A 17,114-nucleotide genomic window follows, 5' to 3' on the forward strand; every position below is an offset into this window, starting at 1 on the left:
TGGAGGAAAGGCTGCGCCGGCTGGTCGAACAGCATCACCCGCTCGCCCGGCCGAAACGAAAAGCCTAATCAGGCCGCGCGCCGCCCCTTGCGGCCGCCCTGATCCTCGTCGAACAACGAGGCCAGCTGCTCCATCATCGTGCCACCCAGCTGCTCGGCATCCACCAGCGTGACCGCGCGGCGATAATACCGCGTCACGTCGTGACCGATGCCGATGGCGACAAGCTGCACCGGCGAGCGGGTCTCGACGAAATGGATGACCTCGCGCAGATGGCGTTCCAGGTAATTGCCCGGATTGACCGACAGCGTGGAATCGTCCACCGGCGCACCGTCCGAGATCACCATCAGGATTCGGCGTTCCTCGGTGCGGGCCAGCAGGCGATTATGCGCCCACAACAGCGCCTCGCCGTCGATATTCTCCTTCAGGATGCCTTCGCGCAGCATCAGCCCCAGATTCTTGCGCGCGCGCCGCAGCGGCTCGTCGGCGGCCTTGTAGACGATGTGGCGCAGATCGTTCAGGCGTCCCGGGTTGGCCGGCTTGCCGCCGGAAATCCAGCGTTCGCGCGACAGCCCGCCCTTCCAGGCGCGGGTGGTGAAGCCCAGTATCTCCACCTTCACGCCACAACGCTCCAGCGTGCGCGCCAGGATGTCAGCGCTCATCGCCGCGATGGTGATCGGCCGGCCCCGCATCGAGCCGGAATTGTCGATCAGCAGCGTGACGACGGTGTCGCGGAAGTTGGTTTCTTTCTCAATCTTGTAGGACAGCGGATAGGTCGGGTTGGTCACCACGCGCGACAGCCGGCCCGTGTCCAGCATGCCCTCTTCCAGATCGAACTCCCAGGTGCGGTTCTGCTGCGCCATCAGGCGGCGCTGCAGCCGGTTGGCCAGCTTGCCGATCACGCCCTGCAAATGGGTGAGCTGCTGGTCCAGCAGCTTGCGCAGGCGCGTCAGCTCCTCGGAATCGCACAGCTCGTCCGCCATCACCACTTCGTCGAATTCGGTGACATAGGGCTGGTAGGGACGGTTGTCGCCGGCGCCGGCCTGGTTGCGGCGCTGCTGCGGCGTGCCGGGTTCCTCCGACTCCTCCTCGCTGCTGCCGGGCATCATCTCGCCCTCGGCCTGCTCGCCGGTCTCGTCGCCTTCCTCGCCGACCTGCATCTCCTGCGGCATGCTGTCTTCGCCGTCGGCACTGTCCGAGGCCGACTGCATGTCGCTGTCATCCTGCTGCTCGGCCTCGCCGTCCTCGCCGCCCTCGCTGTCATCCATATCGTTATCGTCGCCATCGCCCTCCTCGCCCGGATCAAGATCCAGGTCGCGGATGAGCTGGCGCGCTGCCTTGGCGAAGGCGTCCTGGTCCAGCAGATGCTCGCGCAGCGAGGTGAGGTCGCCGCCACAGCGTTCCTCCACCCAGCCGCGCCAGGTATCGACCAGCCGGCGGGCGCTGGGCGGCGGGGTCTCGCCGCTGATCTCCTGGCGGGCGATCAGGCGCATCACATCGGCGAGGTTGGCCTCGTTGCGCTCGGTGATGTGCTCGAAGCCCTTGCGCTTGCAGCGCTCGTCCAGCGCCTGCGCCAGATTGTCGGCGACGCCGGCCATCTGGCTGGCGCCGATGGCCTCGCAGCGGGCCTGCTCCATGGCATCGAAGATCGCCTTGGCGACGCCGCTGCCCGGCGTGCGGCGCTGATGCACCGCTTCGTCGTGATGCCGCAGGCGCAGGGCCAGCGCATCCGCCTCGCCGCGCACCAGCGCGCGCTCATGCGGGTTGAGGTCGGTGGCCGGCACCGGCAGCCGGACCCGCCCGGCGACGATGCCGGGCTGCTCGACGCCATAGGTCACCTCGGCCTCGGGCGCACGACCGATCGCCCGCAAGGCGGCTGCGGTGGCGCGCTTGAATTCCTCGACCGGGGTTTCGCCGCTCGACATGTCGATCCTGCCTTAACCTGCCTCTGGATGGGCTCAGTTCTTCCGGGTGGCGCGGATGCCGGTATCCTCCAGATCCTTACCGAAGCTGCGCTGGTAGTATTCAGCCACCACGCTGCGCTCCACCTCGTCGCACTTGTTCAGGAAGGTCAGGCGGAAGGCCATCCCGACATCCCCGAAGATCTTCGCATTCTCCGCCCAGGTGATGACGGTACGCGGGCTCATCACCGTGGAGATGTCGCCATTGATGAAGCCGGCACGCGTCAGGTCGGCGACACGGACCATGGCGGACAGCGTCTCGCGGCCTTCCTTGCTGCCATAGTCGGGCAGCTTGGCGGCCACGATGTTCACCTCGTCGTCATGCGGCAGATAGTTCAGCGTGGAGACGATCGACCAGCGGTCCATCTGACCCTGGTTGATCTGCTGCGTGCCGTGATAGAGGCCCGTCGTATCGCCGAGACCGACCGTATTGGCGGTGGCGAACATGCGGAACGATTTGTGCGGGCGGATCACGCGGTTCTGGTCCAGCAGCGTCAGCTTGCCCTCGACCTCCAGCACGCGCTGGATCACGAACATCACGTCGGCCCGGCCGGCATCATACTCGTCAAACACCAGCGCCACCGGGTTCTGCAGCGCCCAGGGCAGGATGCCCTCGCGGAATTCCGTCACCTGATGGCCGTCGCGCAGCACGATGGCGTCCTTGCCGATCAGGTCGATACGGCTGATATGGCTGTCCAGGTTCACGCGCACGCACGGCCAGTTCAGGCGCGCGGCGACCTGCTCGATATGCGTCGATTTGCCGGTGCCGTGATAGCCCTGGATCATGACGCGGCGGTTATGCGCGAAACCGGCCAGGATCGCGAGCGTGGTCGCGCGGTCGAACTGGTAGCTCTTGTCTAGGTCCGGCACGTACTCGCTGCCGACGGAGAAGGCGGGCACGTCCATATCGACGTCAATGCCGAAGGTCTGGCGCACCGAGACGGTGATATCCGGCATGTCCATCGGATGGGCGCGCGGAGTCTCCGCGACGGTCGATGCGGGAATGGCGGACGCAGTAGCTTGAGCCATGAGAAGGTGACTTCCGTTCTGTTTTAAGGGAGCCTTGCCAGCCGGTCAGGCCAATTCGGGGAGCAGGCTAGCGCAATCGGAGAGGGTTACGCACCGCGTTTTTTAACATAAGAACTTTCGCAAAATCGAATAGGCATGATTGATGGATTTCAGGCGCTCCTCGGCAGCCTTGTCGCCGCCATGGGCATCGGGGTGGTTTTCCTTCACCAGCTGGCGGTAGCGCACCCGCACCTCCTGCCAGGTGACTGGCAGTTCCAGACCCAGCTCTGCGGCAGCCTTGGCCTCCGGTGAGGCGGCCGGCTGGCGGGCCTGGCGCTTCGCCTTTTCCGCCTGCTCCGGGTCCGGGCCGACATTTTCCTCATAGATTCCGAAATCGTCATAGACCTTCCAGCCGCGCTTCGGCTCCTTCGCGCGCTGTCCATCGCCCAGCCGCCAGGTCGGCCGGTCCCAAGTGATATCGCGGCGGATATGCGCCTCCACCTCAGGCTCGCTCATGCCCGCGAAATAATTCCAGGCGGCGTTGTAGGCGCGCACATGATCGAGGCAGAACCAGCGATATTCGTTCAGCTTGTCGCGCGCGCGCGGCGCACGGAACTCACCGCGCTCGGTACAGCCGGGATGCTCGCACGGACGATGCACAGGACCATGAGCCTGCGCCTCGGCATAGCGCCGGCGCCACTCCTGTTCCCAAGGATCAATTGTCTTCGTGCGTGCCATGTCAGGAATTATGGTCACGCGGTCCATCCCCGGCAAGCGCCGAGACCACAAGACATGGCCCGCATGCAGCGGCGCAGGACCGTTCCCGCGTGGTTTTGAGACGGGGGTTGTCGATTTATCGTTTGTGCACGGACGTTACTCTTCGTATCACGGTAATGGTTAATTGCCAGACCGGCGCAACCACAGGCAGTGAGGATCTTCCATGACAGTTGCCCAGACGATAGAGGCGAAGCTGCGCCAGGGACTCGCCCCGGAAAGCCTGACGGTCATCGACGAATCGCACCGGCATGTCGGCCATGCCGGGCACCGGCCGGGTGGGGAAAGCCATTTCCGTGTCGAGATCGTCTCCGCGCAGTTCGCCGGCAAGTCACGCATCGAACGCCAGCGCATCATCCATTCGCTGCTGGCGGAAGAGCTGAGCGGGCCGATCCACGCCCTGTCCCTGTCCGCCCAGGCGCCCGGCGAAACGCCGCGCTGAGCACATCAACCATTGAGGGTGCTTATTAAAGAAAGACATTTCATGGTTGCATTCAACGACCGCTCCATTACAGTGACATACGAAGATAATCGTCCGGCGCCCCGGCGGCGGCGGCGCAGCAACCGCGAAGGGCAAATGGGCACCAGCCTGAAAAGCCATAATGTCGTCGTGAACGGGCACCGCACGAGCATGCGGCTGGAGCCTGAGATGTGGGAGGCGCTGCGCGACATCTCGCTGCGCGAGAATCTCAGCATCAACCAGCTCTGTTCGCTGGTGAACAAGGTGCGCGACCGCTCCAGCCTCACCTCTGCGGTCCGGGTCTTCGCCCTGGCCTATTTCCGCTCGGTCGCGGCCAATCTGGACGAGCCCGCAGCAGGTCGCCATCCCATGACCATGCCACAGCCGCTGGATGCGGCCCTGGGGCTCACGCGCCAGCAGATCGTGGCGGAGCGGCCCCAAAGACCGGTCTGAGTCAGCGCCCGGTATAGAAGTCCGGCCAGTCCTTCTTCACGATCGGGCCGTCGCTGGCCAGCGCGTGGCAGGTATCGATGTGCCAGGGCTTGCGCGGCGGCGCGGCCGCTTCCGGCTTCTTCCGGCGCTGGCCGACCAGAGTCTGGTAGGCGGTCGTCGCCATCGGCCCCAGCAGTTCCACCAGATGAGTGCAGCCGCGTGTGCCGCCCAGCAGTTCCTTCACCTTGCGGGTGAAGCCCGGCCCGATGGTCAGCCCTTCCAGCGCCTTGAAATTGGGCGCGATGGCGCCGCACACCTCATAGGGGCTGTATTCGGTGAAGGCCTCGGCGGCGCGGATATTGAAATCCTCGTCGATGGTGAGGCGCAGCCACATGCCATGCAGCGGCTCGCCCGGCTCCACCCGTCCGCGCCAGCTGTTGTCGAAGCCATAGCTCTTCACGTCGGTCATGTGGCCTTCGATGTCCCACAGCCCGTCCGCGCGCCGGAACCCCTCGCAGGTGACGGTGCGGGTATGCAGCTTCTCGCGTGCTGCCGGTTCGGACAGAGGCATGGCCTGCTCCCTTCCCTTACACTACTTGGTGCCGAAAATCCGGTCGCCGGCATCGCCCAGGCCGGGAACGATATAGGCATTCTCGTCCAGCTGCTCGTCCAGCGACGCCACATAGACCGGCACATTCGGGTGCGATTTATTGAACTGCGCCACGCCCTCGGGGGCGGCCACCAGCGCCATGAAGCGGATATTCTCGTCCGGCACGCCATGCCGGTTCAAAACATCGACGGCATGCACGGCGGAATTGCCGGTCGCCAGCATCGGATCGACCAGCACGAACAGCCGCCCCTCCGCCGAGGGCAGCTTCACCAGATATTCCACCGGCTGCTTGGTGTCATGGTCGCGATACAGGCCGACATGCCCGACCCGCGCCGCCGGCACCAGCTCCAGCAGCCCGTCCGCCATGCCGAGGCCGGCGCGCAGGATCGACACCACAGCCAGCTTGCGGCCATCGATCACCGGTGCATCCATGGTGGTGAGCGGCGTTTCCACCCGCTCCGTCGTCATCGGCAGGTTGCGGGTGATCTCATAGCCCATCAGCAGCGCGATCTCCTTCAGCAGCAGGCGGAACTTGATCGTCGTCGTCTCGCGGCTGCGCATCTTGGAGAGCTTGTGCTGGATCAGCGGGTGATCGAGCACATGCAGGTTCGGGAAGTCGGGATGGGCGGACATGTCGGAACCTCGCGGAAGCGCTGAAGCGAAAAGGCCGGGCCTCGTAGCCGAGACGCAACGGCGCGTCAATCCTGACACATAGAATCCAGGCGCGTCAGCCCAGGCTCGTCAGTGCGTGCGTCAATCCGGGCGGGGCGGCGTGACCTCGGGTGCTGCCTGCCGCGCGGCGGGCGGCAGGATGACCGGCGACGGGCGCTGGTCCGGTGCAGTTTCCCCATCAATCGCCGGCAGTGCCAGCGGCTCGGCGCGCGGCGGCAGGCGCCACTCCTGGCTGTCGAACGCGCCGCAATGGCCGCAGACCGCATGCCAGCGTTCGGCCTGCGCCCCGCAATTGCCGCAGATCCAGACCGGATCGGCCGGGGCGGCAGCGGCCTTCTCCAGCCAGTCGCGCGTCTTTGCGACATCGCCATATTCGGATTCGACGACGGAGGCCATCAGCCGGTAGGCGTTCGCCGAGGCCCCGGCCACCATCGCCTTGTCGAGCTGGCCACGCGCCTCGCCCCAGAGCTGGGCGTCGAGCGCTGCCTTGGCGACGGCGACATGGCTGTCCACCGCCTGCGGGTTCAGGGCGGCCAGGGACTGGAAGCGGCGCATGCGCTGCAGGGCGCTTTCGCCCGGCCAGCAGCGCTCATACAGGGCAGCAAGGCCAGGGTGCGGACGCACCGCCCACACGCTTTCGATCAGCTTCGCCGCGCGCTTGTGCTTGCCGCCCTCGATCAGCAGCCGCGCCTTCTCCAGCGCCGCCGGGACGAAATCGGCCTTGTGGCCCAGCGCCCGCTTGGCACGGTCCAGCGCCTCCGCCGTATCGCCCTTGCCGGCGGCTTCCCGCGCGCGTTCGGTCTGCAGGGCCGCGCGGTGGCGGTTCGCCGCCTCGACGGACAGCATCTTGCCCTGCGCCATTTCCTGCACGGTGGACAGAGCTTCGGTCCAGCGGGCGTCCTTCACCTGCAGGTCGAACAGGGTGCGCAGCACCCAGTCGGTCTGCGGCCGGATCTCATGCGCGCGCTTCACCAGCGTCAGCGCCTTCGCGGAATCCTGCTTGCGCACTGCGGCGTTCAGCAAGCCGCGCAGCCCCAGGAATTCGGTTTCCGGGCGCTTCAGCATGGCGGTGAAATAGCGCTCGGCCGCATCGTCGTCGCCATTCAGCTGCGCCGCCTGGGCGGACAACAGCATGGTCAGCGGCGGGTCTTCCAGCAGCGAGTCGGCCTTGCGGGCCAGCCGCTTCGCCTCCTCCGGGTCGCCGGCGGCGACCGCGACCATCCCCTGCGTCAGGGCCAGATAGCCCTGCCGTCGCTTGCGTTCGTTGCGCGCCCGCATGAAGGCAAAGGGCGCCTTCAGCACCGAGCCGTAGAAACGCACCAGCACATAGAGCAGCACGGCCAGCGCCAGCAGCAGCAGGACGAGGATGCCGAAGGAGGTTTCCAGCCGATAGCCCTGCCAGTCGACACGCACCAGCCCCGGATGCTCGACCAGCCACACCGCCACCGCAATCAGCAGCGCCAGCTTCACGAAGAACAGGATCGCGCGGATCATCGGCGGCTACTCACGGCTTCGCCGCGGGCTGCGCCAGCCCGGCCAGCAGATGATCGCGCAAGCGCGTTAACGCCCTGTCCGCCGCCAGCCGCGCCTCGGCATCGGCGCGCCAGTCCGCCACCACCGCCGCCGCGTCAGCCGGCAAGCCATCCAGCTCAGCAATCGCCGCCGCCAGATCGCCGGCACTCACGGCCGCCTCGGCCCGGGCAATGCGCGCTTCCGGCGTCTCGCCCTCGACCGAGCCGATCCGGCGCAGCGAGACCAGGCCGGCGATGCGGTTCAGCGTCTGCCCGACCACGCTGTCGCTCTCGCCGACACGGGCGGCGCGCACGGCCGCCCCCGCCACATCCGGGAAGCGCTGGCGCAGCGTTGCCAGAGTCGGCACGCCCGCGCCCGCACGCGGCTTCAGCTGCGCCGCAATCTCCACCACCAGCGGATCGGCATCGGCGGTACGCTGCAGCGCCGCCAGCTCGATCTCGTAGGGCAGCCCCTGCTGCAGCGGCCCGGCAAGCTGTGCTGCCGCCAGCACCAGCGCCTCGCGTTGGCCGGCCCCGGCCTCGATCTCCGACAGTGACTGTTTCAGCGCCCCCAGATCCTCGCGCAGGCGGCTGACCTCCTGCGGATCGGTGCGCGGCATCTCGGCCTGCCGGGTTTCCAGGGCACTGACACGCCCGCGCAGCGCCTCGACATCCAGCCCGGCCTGTGCGTCAGTTAGCGCCCGCGCCTCGGCCTCCAGCTTCGTCAGCCGTTCGATGATCTCCGGGGAGGGCTGCGACGGCAAGGCCACGGCATTGCCAGTGCCCTCGCCAGCCAGCATCTCCCGCACCAGCCGGATTTCCTCCGACAGCGCGTTCTGCCGGTCCTCGACCTGCGTGATCCGGGCTTCCAGCGCCTGGCGCAGCGCATTCAGCGCGTCCGGTGCCGCGCCAGCATCCGGGCGCGGGGCGTTCTCCAGCGTCGCGACCCGGTCCGCCAGACTGGCAAGACGGCCATCCTCCGCCGTGGCCGGCGTCAGATCCGGCAGGATGATGCCGATCTGCGAGAGATAGGGCTGCACGGCGGGCCGCCACAGCGGCAGCGTACCGAAGGCGACAACACCCAGCACGGCGAGCGTCAGCACGCCATAACCATAGAGCTTCGCCCGGCTGCGGCGCGGCTTGGTGGCAGGAGAAGAAGCGGCGGCGGAAGGGCTGCCCGGCTTCTGCGGGTCAGGCTTCTTCTCCTCCGGCTTGGCACCTGCCGCACCGGCGGGTGAGGCTTTCGGCTCTGCCGGCTTCGCGGACTCCGGCTTCGGTGCCGCCTTGTCCTTCTGGTTTTTGTCCTGTTCGCTCATCGAACCATCCACCGGTTTCGCCTGGGCATTTTCTATCTTGGTGGCCTTTTCCATCTGGGCCAGGGTCGCCAACATGCCCGGCAAATCGGGCGAAGCTGCGACGATGACATCGCGCCAGGGCAGGGTGCGGCAGGCATCCGCCGCCTTGTCGCTGATCGCGACCGCCGCGACATCGCCAAGCTTCTCCTCCAGCCCCGCCGCGTTAACCAGCCTAACAAAGGTCTCCGCCGTGCGGGGAGAGAAAAACAGGACGGCATCCAGCCGCCCGCGCTTCAGCTCGGCCATGGCGCGCGGCGCCAGCGCCTCCGCCGGCCGCGCCTCATAGACCACCAGCCGGTGCGCCTCGAAGCCCGCCAGCCGCAGCATGCCGGCCAGGTCGCCGGCCACCGTCTCGCCCGCGAGATGCAGCACCGGCCCGGCCTTGGGATCAAGCGTGCCAAGCGCCAGCGCGGTCAGCTCCTCGATGGCGCCGTCTGCGCTATCCACGGCAGCGAAGCCCTGTGCCCGCACCGCCTCTGCGGTAGCCTCACCGACGCACAGCACGCGGAGATCGCGGCGGTCGGTCACCGATGGCAGCCGCGCTGCCGCATTTGCGGAGGTGACAAGCAGCGCCTGCACCTCCTCAATCGGGACCGGCAGGGGGCCGGGATCGCGCGGCACGATCTCCAGCAGCGGGGCGGTGACACTGTCGATTCCGTCCTGTTTCAGGCGCTCCGCAAGCGCCGCTGACTCTGGCTCGGGCCGGGTCAGCAGGACCCGCATCAGCCCTGCCCCAGCAGACGGAAGAATTCCGGCCCGGCCTCGCGCCGCAACTGCAGCCCGACCTCACGGCCAAGGGCCGCGGCATCGCCCGGCGCCCCGTCGAGCGCTGCATCATGGCGCTGCGTGCCGTCCGGCAGGACGACAAGCCCCTTCAGCGACAGGCTGCCGCCGGCCAGCACCGCATGGGCAGCGATCGGCGTGCGGCAGGAGCCGTCCAGCTCCGCCAGCATGGCGCGCTCCGCCGTCACCCGGATGGCGGACTCGCTGTGGTTCAGCGGCGCCAGCAGACCGGCGATCCGGTCGTCCGACTGCCGCCGCTCGATGCCGATGGCGCCTTGTGCGACGGCTGGCAGCATGACATCGGCCGGAATCGGCGTGGTTCCCGCCTGCTGGATCGCCAGCCGGTTCAGCCCGGCCATCGCCAGCAGCGTGGCATCGACATCGCCATTTTCCAGCTTGCGCAGGCGGGTGCCGACATTGCCCCGGAAACTGACCACCTTCAGGTCGGGCCGGCGGCTGAGGATCAGCGCCTGGCGGCGCAGCGAGGAGGTGCCGATGACGCTGCCCGCCGGCAGATCGTCGATGCCGGACGCCTTTCCGGACAGGAAGGCATCGCGCGCATCCTCGCGCTCCAGAATGCAGTCGATGACGAGGCCGTCCGGCAGCACCGTCGGCACATCCTTCATGGAGTGCACGGCGATATCGATGCTGCCGTCCAGCAACCCCTCCTCGATCTCCTTGGTGAACAGGCCCTTGCCGCCGATCTCTGCCAGCGGGCGGTCCTGCACCCGGTCGCCGGTGGTGCTGATGACGACGATCTCCACCGCTTCGGGATCGCGCAACGCCTCATGGGCGGCGGCGAGACGGGCTTTCACCTCACTGGCCTGGGCCAGGGCGAGATGGCTGCCGCGGGTGCCGATTCGGACGAGGCTTTTTTTCTTCATGGCAAATCCACAGATAGACGGTTCGCTGGCGGAAGGAAAGTCCGTTGGAGGCCACCGCCGCCTCCGCTATGGTGCGCGCCATGATCGTTCTGGGTATCGAGACAAGCTGCGATGAGACCGCCGCCGCCATTGTGACGGGGGACCGGAAGATTCTGTCCAATGTCGTGCTGTCGCAGCTGGATGAGCACCGGCCCTATGGCGGCGTGGTGCCGGAAATCGCCGCGCGCGCCCACCTCGACCATATCGACCGGCTGGTCAGCCAGGCGATGCAGGAAGCCGGTATCGGTTTCGCCGACCTGTCCGGTGTCGCTGCGACCGGCGGGCCGGGGCTGATCGGCGGCGTCATCGTCGGGGTGATGACGGCGAAATCCATCGCCGCCGTGCATGACCTGCCCTTCCTGGCGGTGAACCACCTGGAAGGCCACGCGCTGACGGCCCGGCTGACCGACGATGTCGCCTTTCCCTATCTGCTGCTGCTGGTGTCCGGCGGCCATTGCCAGCTGCTACTGGTGGAGGGCGTCGGGCGCTATGCGCTGCTGGGCTCCACCATCGACGATGCAGTGGGTGAGGCATTCGACAAGACGGCGAAGATGCTGGGCCTGCCCTACCCCGGCGGCCCGTCGCTGGAAAAGGCGGCACTGCAGGGCGACGCCACACGCCACGATTTGCCGCGCCCGATGCTGGGCCGGCCGGGCTGCGACTTCTCTTTTTCCGGGCTGAAAACTGCCGTGCGCCATATCGCCGAGGCGCTGCCGCGCCCGCTGCCGCAACGCGAGCAGGCGGACCTCGCCGCCAGCTTCCAGGCCGCCGCCGCCGCCAGCCTGGTGAACCGCTGCCGCAACGCGATGACGGCGCTGGCCGACAGCCATCCCGAGGTACGCACGCTGGTGGTGGCCGGCGGCGTTGCCTCCAACCAGACCATCCGCGCAGCGCTGACCGGCCTGTGCGCCGATCATAGCTACAGCTTTGTGGCCCCGCCGGTGAAGCTGTGCACCGACAATGCAGCGATGATCGCCTGGGCCGGCATCGAGCGGCTGCGCCTCGGCCTGACCGACGGGCTCGACTTCGCGCCGCGCCCGCGCTGGCCGCTGGACCCGGATGCGATATCGAAGCAGCCGCGTGCCACAGCGCGTCCCCGCCAGACGGCCTAACACGCGGCCCAAAGCGCACCATTGGCAGGGCGGCCTTGACCGGCTAGCCTCTCGCCCGACATTTCTCGCGTTTTCCAGCTGAAGGATATTTCCATGCTGTTTTCCATCGTGTGCCAGGACAAGCCGAACAGCGTCGATCTGCGCATGGCCACCCGCCCGACCCATCTGGAATATCTGAAGGAGCGGGCCGACAAGATCCTGGTCGGCGGCCCGGTGCTGGGCGGCGGCGCCACCGGCGAGGAGCCGACCGGCAGCCACCTCATCGTCGAGATGCCGGACATCGAGGCAGCCCGTACCTTCGCCGCCAACGACCCCTATGCGCTGGCCGGGCTGTTCGCGCATGTCGAGATCAAGCCATGGCGCAAGGTGTTCTTCAACGCCGCCCTCGCGGAGTAAGCCGATGGCGCACTGGCTGATGAAATCGGAGCCCTTCAAATATTCCTGGGACCAGCTGGTGAAGGACGGGCGCACCCATTGGGACGGGGTGCGCAACTACCAGGCCGCCAACAATCTGAAGGCGATGAAGATCGGCGACCTCGCCTTCTTCTACCATTCCAACGAAGGGGTGGAGATCGTCGGCATCGCCAAGATCGTGAAGGAATATTACCCGGACCCCAGCGATCCCGCCGGCAAGTTCGGCATGGTCGATGTGGCGCCGGTGAAGAAGATGACCAAGCCAGTGCCGCTGAAGGCCATCAAGGAAGACCCGCGCCTCACCGACATCGCGCTGGTGCGCCAGTCGCGCCTGTCGGTGCAGCCGGTCAGCGATGAGCACTGGAAGATCCTGCTGGAGATGGGGGAGACCAGCCTGTGAGCGATCTTCTCTGCCAGCTGACGGACATTCCGGACGGCGATTCCAAGGGCCTCAAGCTGGAGGACGGGCGGGACATCCTGCTCGTCCGCCAGGGTGGGGCGGTGTTCGGCTATGTGAATGTCTGCCCGCATCTGTTCACACCGCTGGAAATGATGCCCGACGACTTCATCGACGATAGCGGCCAGTTCATCATCTGCGCGACCCATGGCGCGCTGTTCAAGATCGAGGATGGCGAATGCGTCGCCGGGCCGTGCCAGGGCGAGAGCCTGACCCGTGTGCCGCTGGCCGTCGAGGATGGGGCAGTGAAGCTGGCCTCCTGAGGCCGCGCCCAAAGGTCGAGGGGGCCAATGGTCGCAGGGGTTTGACGCAAGCCGCCCGGCGCGACACATTCCGTCCCGACCAGAGCCCTATCGTCCAGCCAGGGATTCCGCGCCCGATGACCGCCGCCACCGATACCGATTTCGTAACCGACCGCACCGCGCACCGCCGCCAGATCGGCCGCTGGCTGCTGGTCTGTTCGGCCGCCATCTTTGTCATGGTGGTGATCGGCGGCATCACGCGGCTGACCGAATCCGGCCTGTCGATGGTGGAATGGCGCGCCTTTCTGGACGCCGTGCCGCCGATGAGCGAGGCCGCCTGGCAGCGGCTGTTCGACCTGTATCGCGAGACGCCGGAATTCCAGCACAAGAACTTCTGGATGACCCTGTCGGACTTCCAGACGATCTTCTGGTGGGAATATATCCACCGGCTTTGGGGGCGCGGGCTGGGGCTGCTGTTCCTGATCCCCTTCCTCTGGTTCCTGGTAAAGGGCCGCATCGAAAAGCCGGTGCTGCCGGCGCTGCTGCTGATGTTCGCCCTTGGCGCGGTGCAGGGCGGCATCGGCTGGTGGATGGTGAAGAGCGGTCTGGTGGACCAGCCGGATGTCAGCCACTACCGGCTGGCGGTGCATCTGACCGTCGCCTTCATCCTGCATGGCGTGGTGCTGTGGACCGCGCTCGACTTGATCCGCGGGCGGATCGGCCCGGCAGCTGGTGCGCCGCTTGCCGGCCCCCGCTTCGCAGGCCTTTCGCTGACGCTGGCCTTGTGGATTCTGTTCGTCGTGGTGACTGGGGCCTTCGTCGCTGGCACTGATGCCGGCCGCGCCTACAATACCTTCCCGCTGATGGACGGGCATCTGGTGCCGGAAGCCTATGGCGTGCTGACGCCTTACTGGCTGAACTTGCTGGAAAACACGGCGGCGATACAGTTCAACCACCGGCTGGTGGCAACGCTGACGCTGCTGGCGGCACTGGTGCTGTGGTGGAAGCTGCGCCGCCATGCCGATCCTGCCGTGCGGCTGCCGGCCAACCTGCTGGCACTGGCGGTGGCCGGGCAGTATCTGCTGGGCATCATAACGCTGCTGGCCCATGTGCCGGTGTCGCTGGGAGCCGCGCATCAGGGCGGCGCCTTCCTGCTGTTCACCGCCGCGCTATGGACGGCGCATGCGGTCAGGCGGTCGCGCTAGACCTCCTGCTTATCCTTCCAGCGGTACCAGGCGAGCGCCGACTGGGCGACCCGGCGGGCCACGGCGTGGAAGGCAATGGGCTGCGGCTGTGTGACCGGCAGCGGCAGGGTGGCGCGGTCATCGCCCAGCACCAGCCCGGCCAGCACCCCGCCCATGGCAGTGGAGAGCGCCACGCCGCGCCCGTTGCAGCCGATGAAGGAATAGAGGCCCGGCCCCAGCTCGAACAGGCGGGGATAGCGGTCCATCGTCACTGCGAAATGACCGTGCCAGACATACTCCATCCGGATACCCGCCAGCTGCGGGAACAGCCAGGCGAGCCGTTCCGGCAGCATGCGTTCTAGCCGCTCCGTGCTGGAAAAGGGCAGGATCAGATTGCCGCCGGTGACCAGCCGCCCCGAGGCATCGAAGCGGAAGAAATAGAGGTCGCCGCGCGTGTCGGACACCGCCTGGTTGCCGGGTACGATGCCGGCACGCTGATTCTCGCCGATGGGGATGGTTGCCGCCTGATAATTGCGGAACGGCACGAAGGAGCGGACCAGCGGCGGCCAGAGATCGCGGCTGTAGCCGGCCGTCGCCAGCACCACCGACCCCGCCGTCACGATGCCGCCCGGCGTGGTCACGCGCCAGCCCTGGTGGTGGCGTTCCAGCCCGGTCGCCGGGCTCATCCCATGCACCGCAACGCCTGCCGCAAGCGCGGCGCGCGCCAGCCCGCGCGCATAGCCCAGCGGGTTGATATGGCCGCCGGTCGTATTGCCCCAGCCGCCTTCATAATGCGGGCTGCCGACCAGCTTCCTGATGGCGTCGCGGTCATAGAGCGTGACCGGCGCGCCCAGCGCCTCCCATTCGCGGAAGCGCTTCTCGCTGATCTTCATCCGGCCCGGCGTGTGCGCCGGCTGCACCCAGCCATTCTGCACCGCCTCGCAGTCGATGCCATGGCGGCGGATCATGTCGAAGGTGAGCGATGCCGAATCGCGGATCATCGCGGCGTAGAGCGCCCCGCGCTCCGGCCCGTATTCGCGCAGCATGTCGGTCGGGTCGGGCCGCGTCATCGCCGGGATGACCTGCCCGTTATTGCGGCCGGACGCCCCCCAGCCCGGCTCCGCCGCCTCCAGCACCACGACGGCGAGCGACGGGTCGCGCTGCTTCAGATGCAGCGCGGTGGACAGGCCGGTATAGCCGCCGCCGATGATGCAGATATCGGCGCGGACATCGCCCTGCATCGGCGGCGTTTCCGGCGCGGGCGCGGCGGTTTTCGCCCACAGCGAGGGCGGCAGCACGGGCCGGCGGTCGATCCCCAGTTCCAGCGCCATGGCGCGCCCCTCCGTCAGGCCGGCATTTCGAATTGCAGGGTCACGCCACAGGCGCGTTCCGGCGGCAGGTAGGCGCGGCCATCGGCGCTGCGCTCGAAGCTGATGCCCTGCTTGCGGAACCAGCCGGCGCTGGCCATCGTGTCGCGCAGCCGCAGCGAGAAGCCGGCAACATAGGGCAGGGCCGCCTTCACCAGCGAGGCTTTCGGGAAGCGCTTCAGGAAGGCATCCGGCGTCATCACCATCATGGTCGCGGTGCCGGTCTCGATCACGCGGGCATGCGGGCTGTTGCCCATGGCGCGGGTGTTGAACATCCTCTCCTGAGCGGCGACCACGGCGGAGGGGTCGGGGGCGACCACAATCACCTCGGAGATCGCCTTCGCGCCATTCGGATGCCCCTGATATTCCGGCAGCCAGACCAGCTCCGGCGTGTGGTGCTGGCACAGGAATTCGCGCAGGCCCGGCGTGGCGGCATGGTCGATATGCAGCACCGTGAAGGAGGCATCCTTGACCCCGTCCGGCCGCTCGACCGGGCGGGAGAATTCGCTGATATCGCCGGGGTTCAGCCCGGCGGCCCGCAGCGCCACCGCCGCCCCCCTGGAATCCGTGCTGCGCAGCGCCACCGCGCCGACCCCCTGCCGCACTTCCAGCAGCCCGGCCCAGCGATTCGGAACGCTGCTCTCCGGGTCGATGGCGAGCAGCTCCAGATAGTCGTTTTCCAGCATCAGGCAGTGATTGACCGAGCCCAGCTTGGTGTGCCGGCCCATCGGCGTCGGCCGGAAGCCCAGCCCCTCATAGGTCGTGCGGGCCTGCTTCAGATCGCGCACCGCGATCAGGATATGGTCGATGCCGGTAACGGGCCAGACGGGCGCGGACATGGGTAACTCCCTTGCGGCATTTCTGCTTTTCGGCTGGCAGCTTAGCGGAGGGAGGAAGCGCCCGGCAATGGCGGGCTGGAAGCCCTGGAGCAGCCCGCCTATGCTGACCCGCCCCTGCGGTGAGGAGAGCCATGCCCCGTTTCGACGCCAATCTCGATTATCTGTTCCTGGAGCAGGACGGCCTGCCCGCCCGCATCGCGGCGGCGGCGAAGGCCGGCTTCAAGGGCGTGGAGATGCTGCGCCCCTACGCCACGCCCGCCGCCGAAGTGAAGGCAGCGCTGGCATCGGCAGGCGTGGAGGCGGTTCTGATCAACAGCCCGACCGACCCGGAGAAAGGCACGATGGGCCATGCCGCCCTCCCCGGCAATGAGGCGGTGTTCGAGGCGGAGATCGCGCAGGCGCTGGATTATGCCGCCGCCATCGGGGCGGGGCGAATCCATGTGCTGTCCGGCCGCATCGACCCCGACAGCGCACCGGCGCGCGACACGCTGATCGCCAATCTGAAGCGCGCCGCGCCGGAGGCGGAGAAGCGCGGCATCACGCTGCTGATCGAACCGCTGAACGGGCGCGACCAGCCGGGCTATTTCCTGAACCGCGCCGAACAGGGGGCGGAGATCGTGGCGGCCATCGGCCATGCGGCCGTGCGCCTGCAATTCGACTGCTACCACACGCAGGTGCAGCAGGGCGATGTGCTGCGCCGGCTGGAAGGCGTGCTCGACCTCGTCGGCCATATCCAGATCGCCGGGCCGCCGGCGCGGGTGTCGCCGGACCAGGGCGAGGTGAATTACCCCTGGCTGCTGGCGGAAATCGACGCACTTGGCTATGGCGGCTGGATCGGCTTCGAATATCGCTGCCCGGAGGGCACGGCGGCGGGGCTTGCCTGGGCCGCGCCCTACGGTATCCGCGCCGGCTGAGACAGCCTATCGTTGCAGGGGATCGTTCTGTCTCGGGCGGTTCGGGTCCGGCTTATAGTAATAGACCTCGCAGCTGGTCGTGCCGTCATTGCGGAAGAA

The 17,114-nt window shown here is 67.5% G+C and carries 18 protein-coding genes; 8 read left to right on the forward strand and 10 right to left on the reverse strand.

Annotated features, from left to right (window positions below):
* Positions 1–68 precede the first annotated feature (68 nt).
* The 3 genes from cobT to MK313_RS15600 all read right to left on the reverse strand — a co-directional run bounded on the left by cobT (position 69) and on the right by MK313_RS15600 (position 3,722).
* The gene (gene cobT / locus MK313_RS15590; protein ID WP_287782762.1) at positions 69–1,922 is read right to left on the reverse strand and encodes a cobaltochelatase subunit CobT; all 1,854 of its coding nucleotides are present in this window, start codon (positions 1,920–1,922) and stop codon (positions 69–71) included.
* Between the two features lie 33 nt (positions 1,923–1,955).
* Positions 1,956–2,921: a cobaltochelatase subunit CobS gene (gene cobS / locus MK313_RS15595; protein WP_287782788.1), complete on the reverse strand. Its 966-nt coding sequence runs from the start codon at positions 2,919–2,921 to the stop codon at positions 1,956–1,958.
* Between the two features lie 168 nt (positions 2,922–3,089).
* Positions 3,090–3,722, reverse strand: a complete 633-nt coding sequence (locus tag MK313_RS15600; protein WP_287782764.1) for a J domain-containing protein — start codon at positions 3,720–3,722, stop codon at positions 3,090–3,092.
* A gap of 184 nt (positions 3,723–3,906) precedes the next feature.
* Here MK313_RS15600 and MK313_RS15605 point away from each other — a divergent pair, with 184 nt between their 5' ends.
* The gene (locus tag MK313_RS15605) at positions 3,907–4,182 is read left to right on the forward strand and encodes a BolA family protein (RefSeq protein ID WP_008943982.1); all 276 of its coding nucleotides are present in this window, start codon (positions 3,907–3,909) and stop codon (positions 4,180–4,182) included.
* A gap of 135 nt (positions 4,183–4,317) precedes the next feature.
* Positions 4,318–4,653, forward strand: a complete 336-nt coding sequence (locus MK313_RS15610) for a ribbon-helix-helix domain-containing protein (protein WP_287782767.1) — start codon at positions 4,318–4,320, stop codon at positions 4,651–4,653.
* A gap of 1 nt (position 4,654) precedes the next feature.
* Here the strand turns inward: MK313_RS15610 and MK313_RS15615 are convergent, their stop codons facing one another.
* The 5 genes from MK313_RS15615 to hemC all read right to left on the reverse strand — a co-directional run bounded on the left by MK313_RS15615 (position 4,655) and on the right by hemC (position 10,447).
* Positions 4,655–5,203 carry a DUF2889 domain-containing protein gene (locus MK313_RS15615; protein WP_287782769.1) on the reverse strand — a complete coding sequence of 183 codons (549 nt, stop codon included), beginning with the start codon at positions 5,201–5,203 and terminating at the stop codon, positions 4,655–4,657.
* Positions 5,204–5,224: 21 nt separating this feature from the next.
* Positions 5,225–5,875 carry a uracil phosphoribosyltransferase gene (upp, locus tag MK313_RS15620; protein ID WP_287782771.1) on the reverse strand — a complete coding sequence of 217 codons (651 nt, stop codon included), beginning with the start codon at positions 5,873–5,875 and terminating at the stop codon, positions 5,225–5,227.
* A gap of 120 nt (positions 5,876–5,995) precedes the next feature.
* On the reverse strand, positions 5,996–7,408 hold the full coding sequence (locus tag MK313_RS15625) for a heme biosynthesis protein HemY (RefSeq protein WP_287782772.1): 1,413 nt from the start codon (positions 7,406–7,408) through the stop codon (positions 5,996–5,998).
* A 10-nt stretch (positions 7,409–7,418) separates the two neighbouring features.
* Positions 7,419–9,503 (reverse strand): uroporphyrinogen-III synthase, encoded by a 2,085-nt coding sequence (locus MK313_RS15630; protein WP_287782774.1) that lies wholly within the window; start codon positions 9,501–9,503, stop codon positions 7,419–7,421.
* Complete coding sequence (gene hemC, locus MK313_RS15635; protein ID WP_287782776.1) at positions 9,503–10,447, reverse strand: hydroxymethylbilane synthase; 945 nt, start codon at positions 10,445–10,447, stop codon at positions 9,503–9,505. Before hemC ends, MK313_RS15630 begins: the two co-directional genes overlap by 1 nt.
* Before the next feature lie 80 nt (positions 10,448–10,527).
* Between hemC and tsaD the strand changes: the two genes are divergently transcribed.
* The 5 genes from tsaD to MK313_RS15660 all read left to right on the forward strand — a co-directional run bounded on the left by tsaD (position 10,528) and on the right by MK313_RS15660 (position 13,916).
* Positions 10,528–11,598, forward strand: coding sequence for a tRNA (adenosine(37)-N6)-threonylcarbamoyltransferase complex transferase subunit TsaD (gene tsaD / locus MK313_RS15640; protein WP_287782790.1), 1,071 nt, complete (start codon positions 10,528–10,530; stop codon positions 11,596–11,598).
* Between the two features lie 93 nt (positions 11,599–11,691).
* Positions 11,692–11,994, forward strand: coding sequence for a YciI family protein (locus tag MK313_RS15645; RefSeq protein ID WP_287782778.1), 303 nt, complete (start codon positions 11,692–11,694; stop codon positions 11,992–11,994).
* 4 nt (positions 11,995–11,998) lie between these two features.
* Positions 11,999–12,412, forward strand: a complete 414-nt coding sequence (locus MK313_RS15650) for an EVE domain-containing protein (RefSeq protein WP_086464080.1) — start codon at positions 11,999–12,001, stop codon at positions 12,410–12,412.
* Positions 12,409–12,732, forward strand: coding sequence for a Rieske (2Fe-2S) protein (locus tag MK313_RS15655; RefSeq protein WP_287782781.1), 324 nt, complete (start codon positions 12,409–12,411; stop codon positions 12,730–12,732). Before MK313_RS15650 ends, MK313_RS15655 begins: the two co-directional genes overlap by 4 nt.
* A gap of 116 nt (positions 12,733–12,848) precedes the next feature.
* Complete coding sequence (locus MK313_RS15660; protein ID WP_287782783.1) at positions 12,849–13,916, forward strand: COX15/CtaA family protein; 1,068 nt, start codon at positions 12,849–12,851, stop codon at positions 13,914–13,916.
* Here MK313_RS15660 and MK313_RS15665 read toward each other — a convergent pair.
* Both MK313_RS15665 and MK313_RS15670 read right to left on the reverse strand, forming a co-directional pair.
* Positions 13,913–15,226 (reverse strand): NAD(P)/FAD-dependent oxidoreductase, encoded by a 1,314-nt coding sequence (locus tag MK313_RS15665; protein WP_287782785.1) that lies wholly within the window; start codon positions 15,224–15,226, stop codon positions 13,913–13,915. The two genes, MK313_RS15660 and MK313_RS15665, sit on opposite strands and share 4 nt — an antisense overlap.
* Before the next feature lie 14 nt (positions 15,227–15,240).
* Positions 15,241–16,101: a VOC family protein gene (locus MK313_RS15670; protein WP_121220936.1), complete on the reverse strand. Its 861-nt coding sequence runs from the start codon at positions 16,099–16,101 to the stop codon at positions 15,241–15,243.
* A gap of 131 nt (positions 16,102–16,232) precedes the next feature.
* Between MK313_RS15670 and MK313_RS15675 the strand changes: the two genes are divergently transcribed.
* Complete coding sequence (locus MK313_RS15675; RefSeq protein WP_121220938.1) at positions 16,233–17,015, forward strand: hydroxypyruvate isomerase family protein; 783 nt, start codon at positions 16,233–16,235, stop codon at positions 17,013–17,015.
* The last annotated feature ends 99 nt before the right edge of the window (positions 17,016–17,114 follow it).

This window comes from Oceanibaculum sp., from assembly GCF_022449305.1.
Classification (GTDB): Bacteria; Pseudomonadota; Alphaproteobacteria; order Oceanibaculales; family Oceanibaculaceae; genus Oceanibaculum; species Oceanibaculum indicum.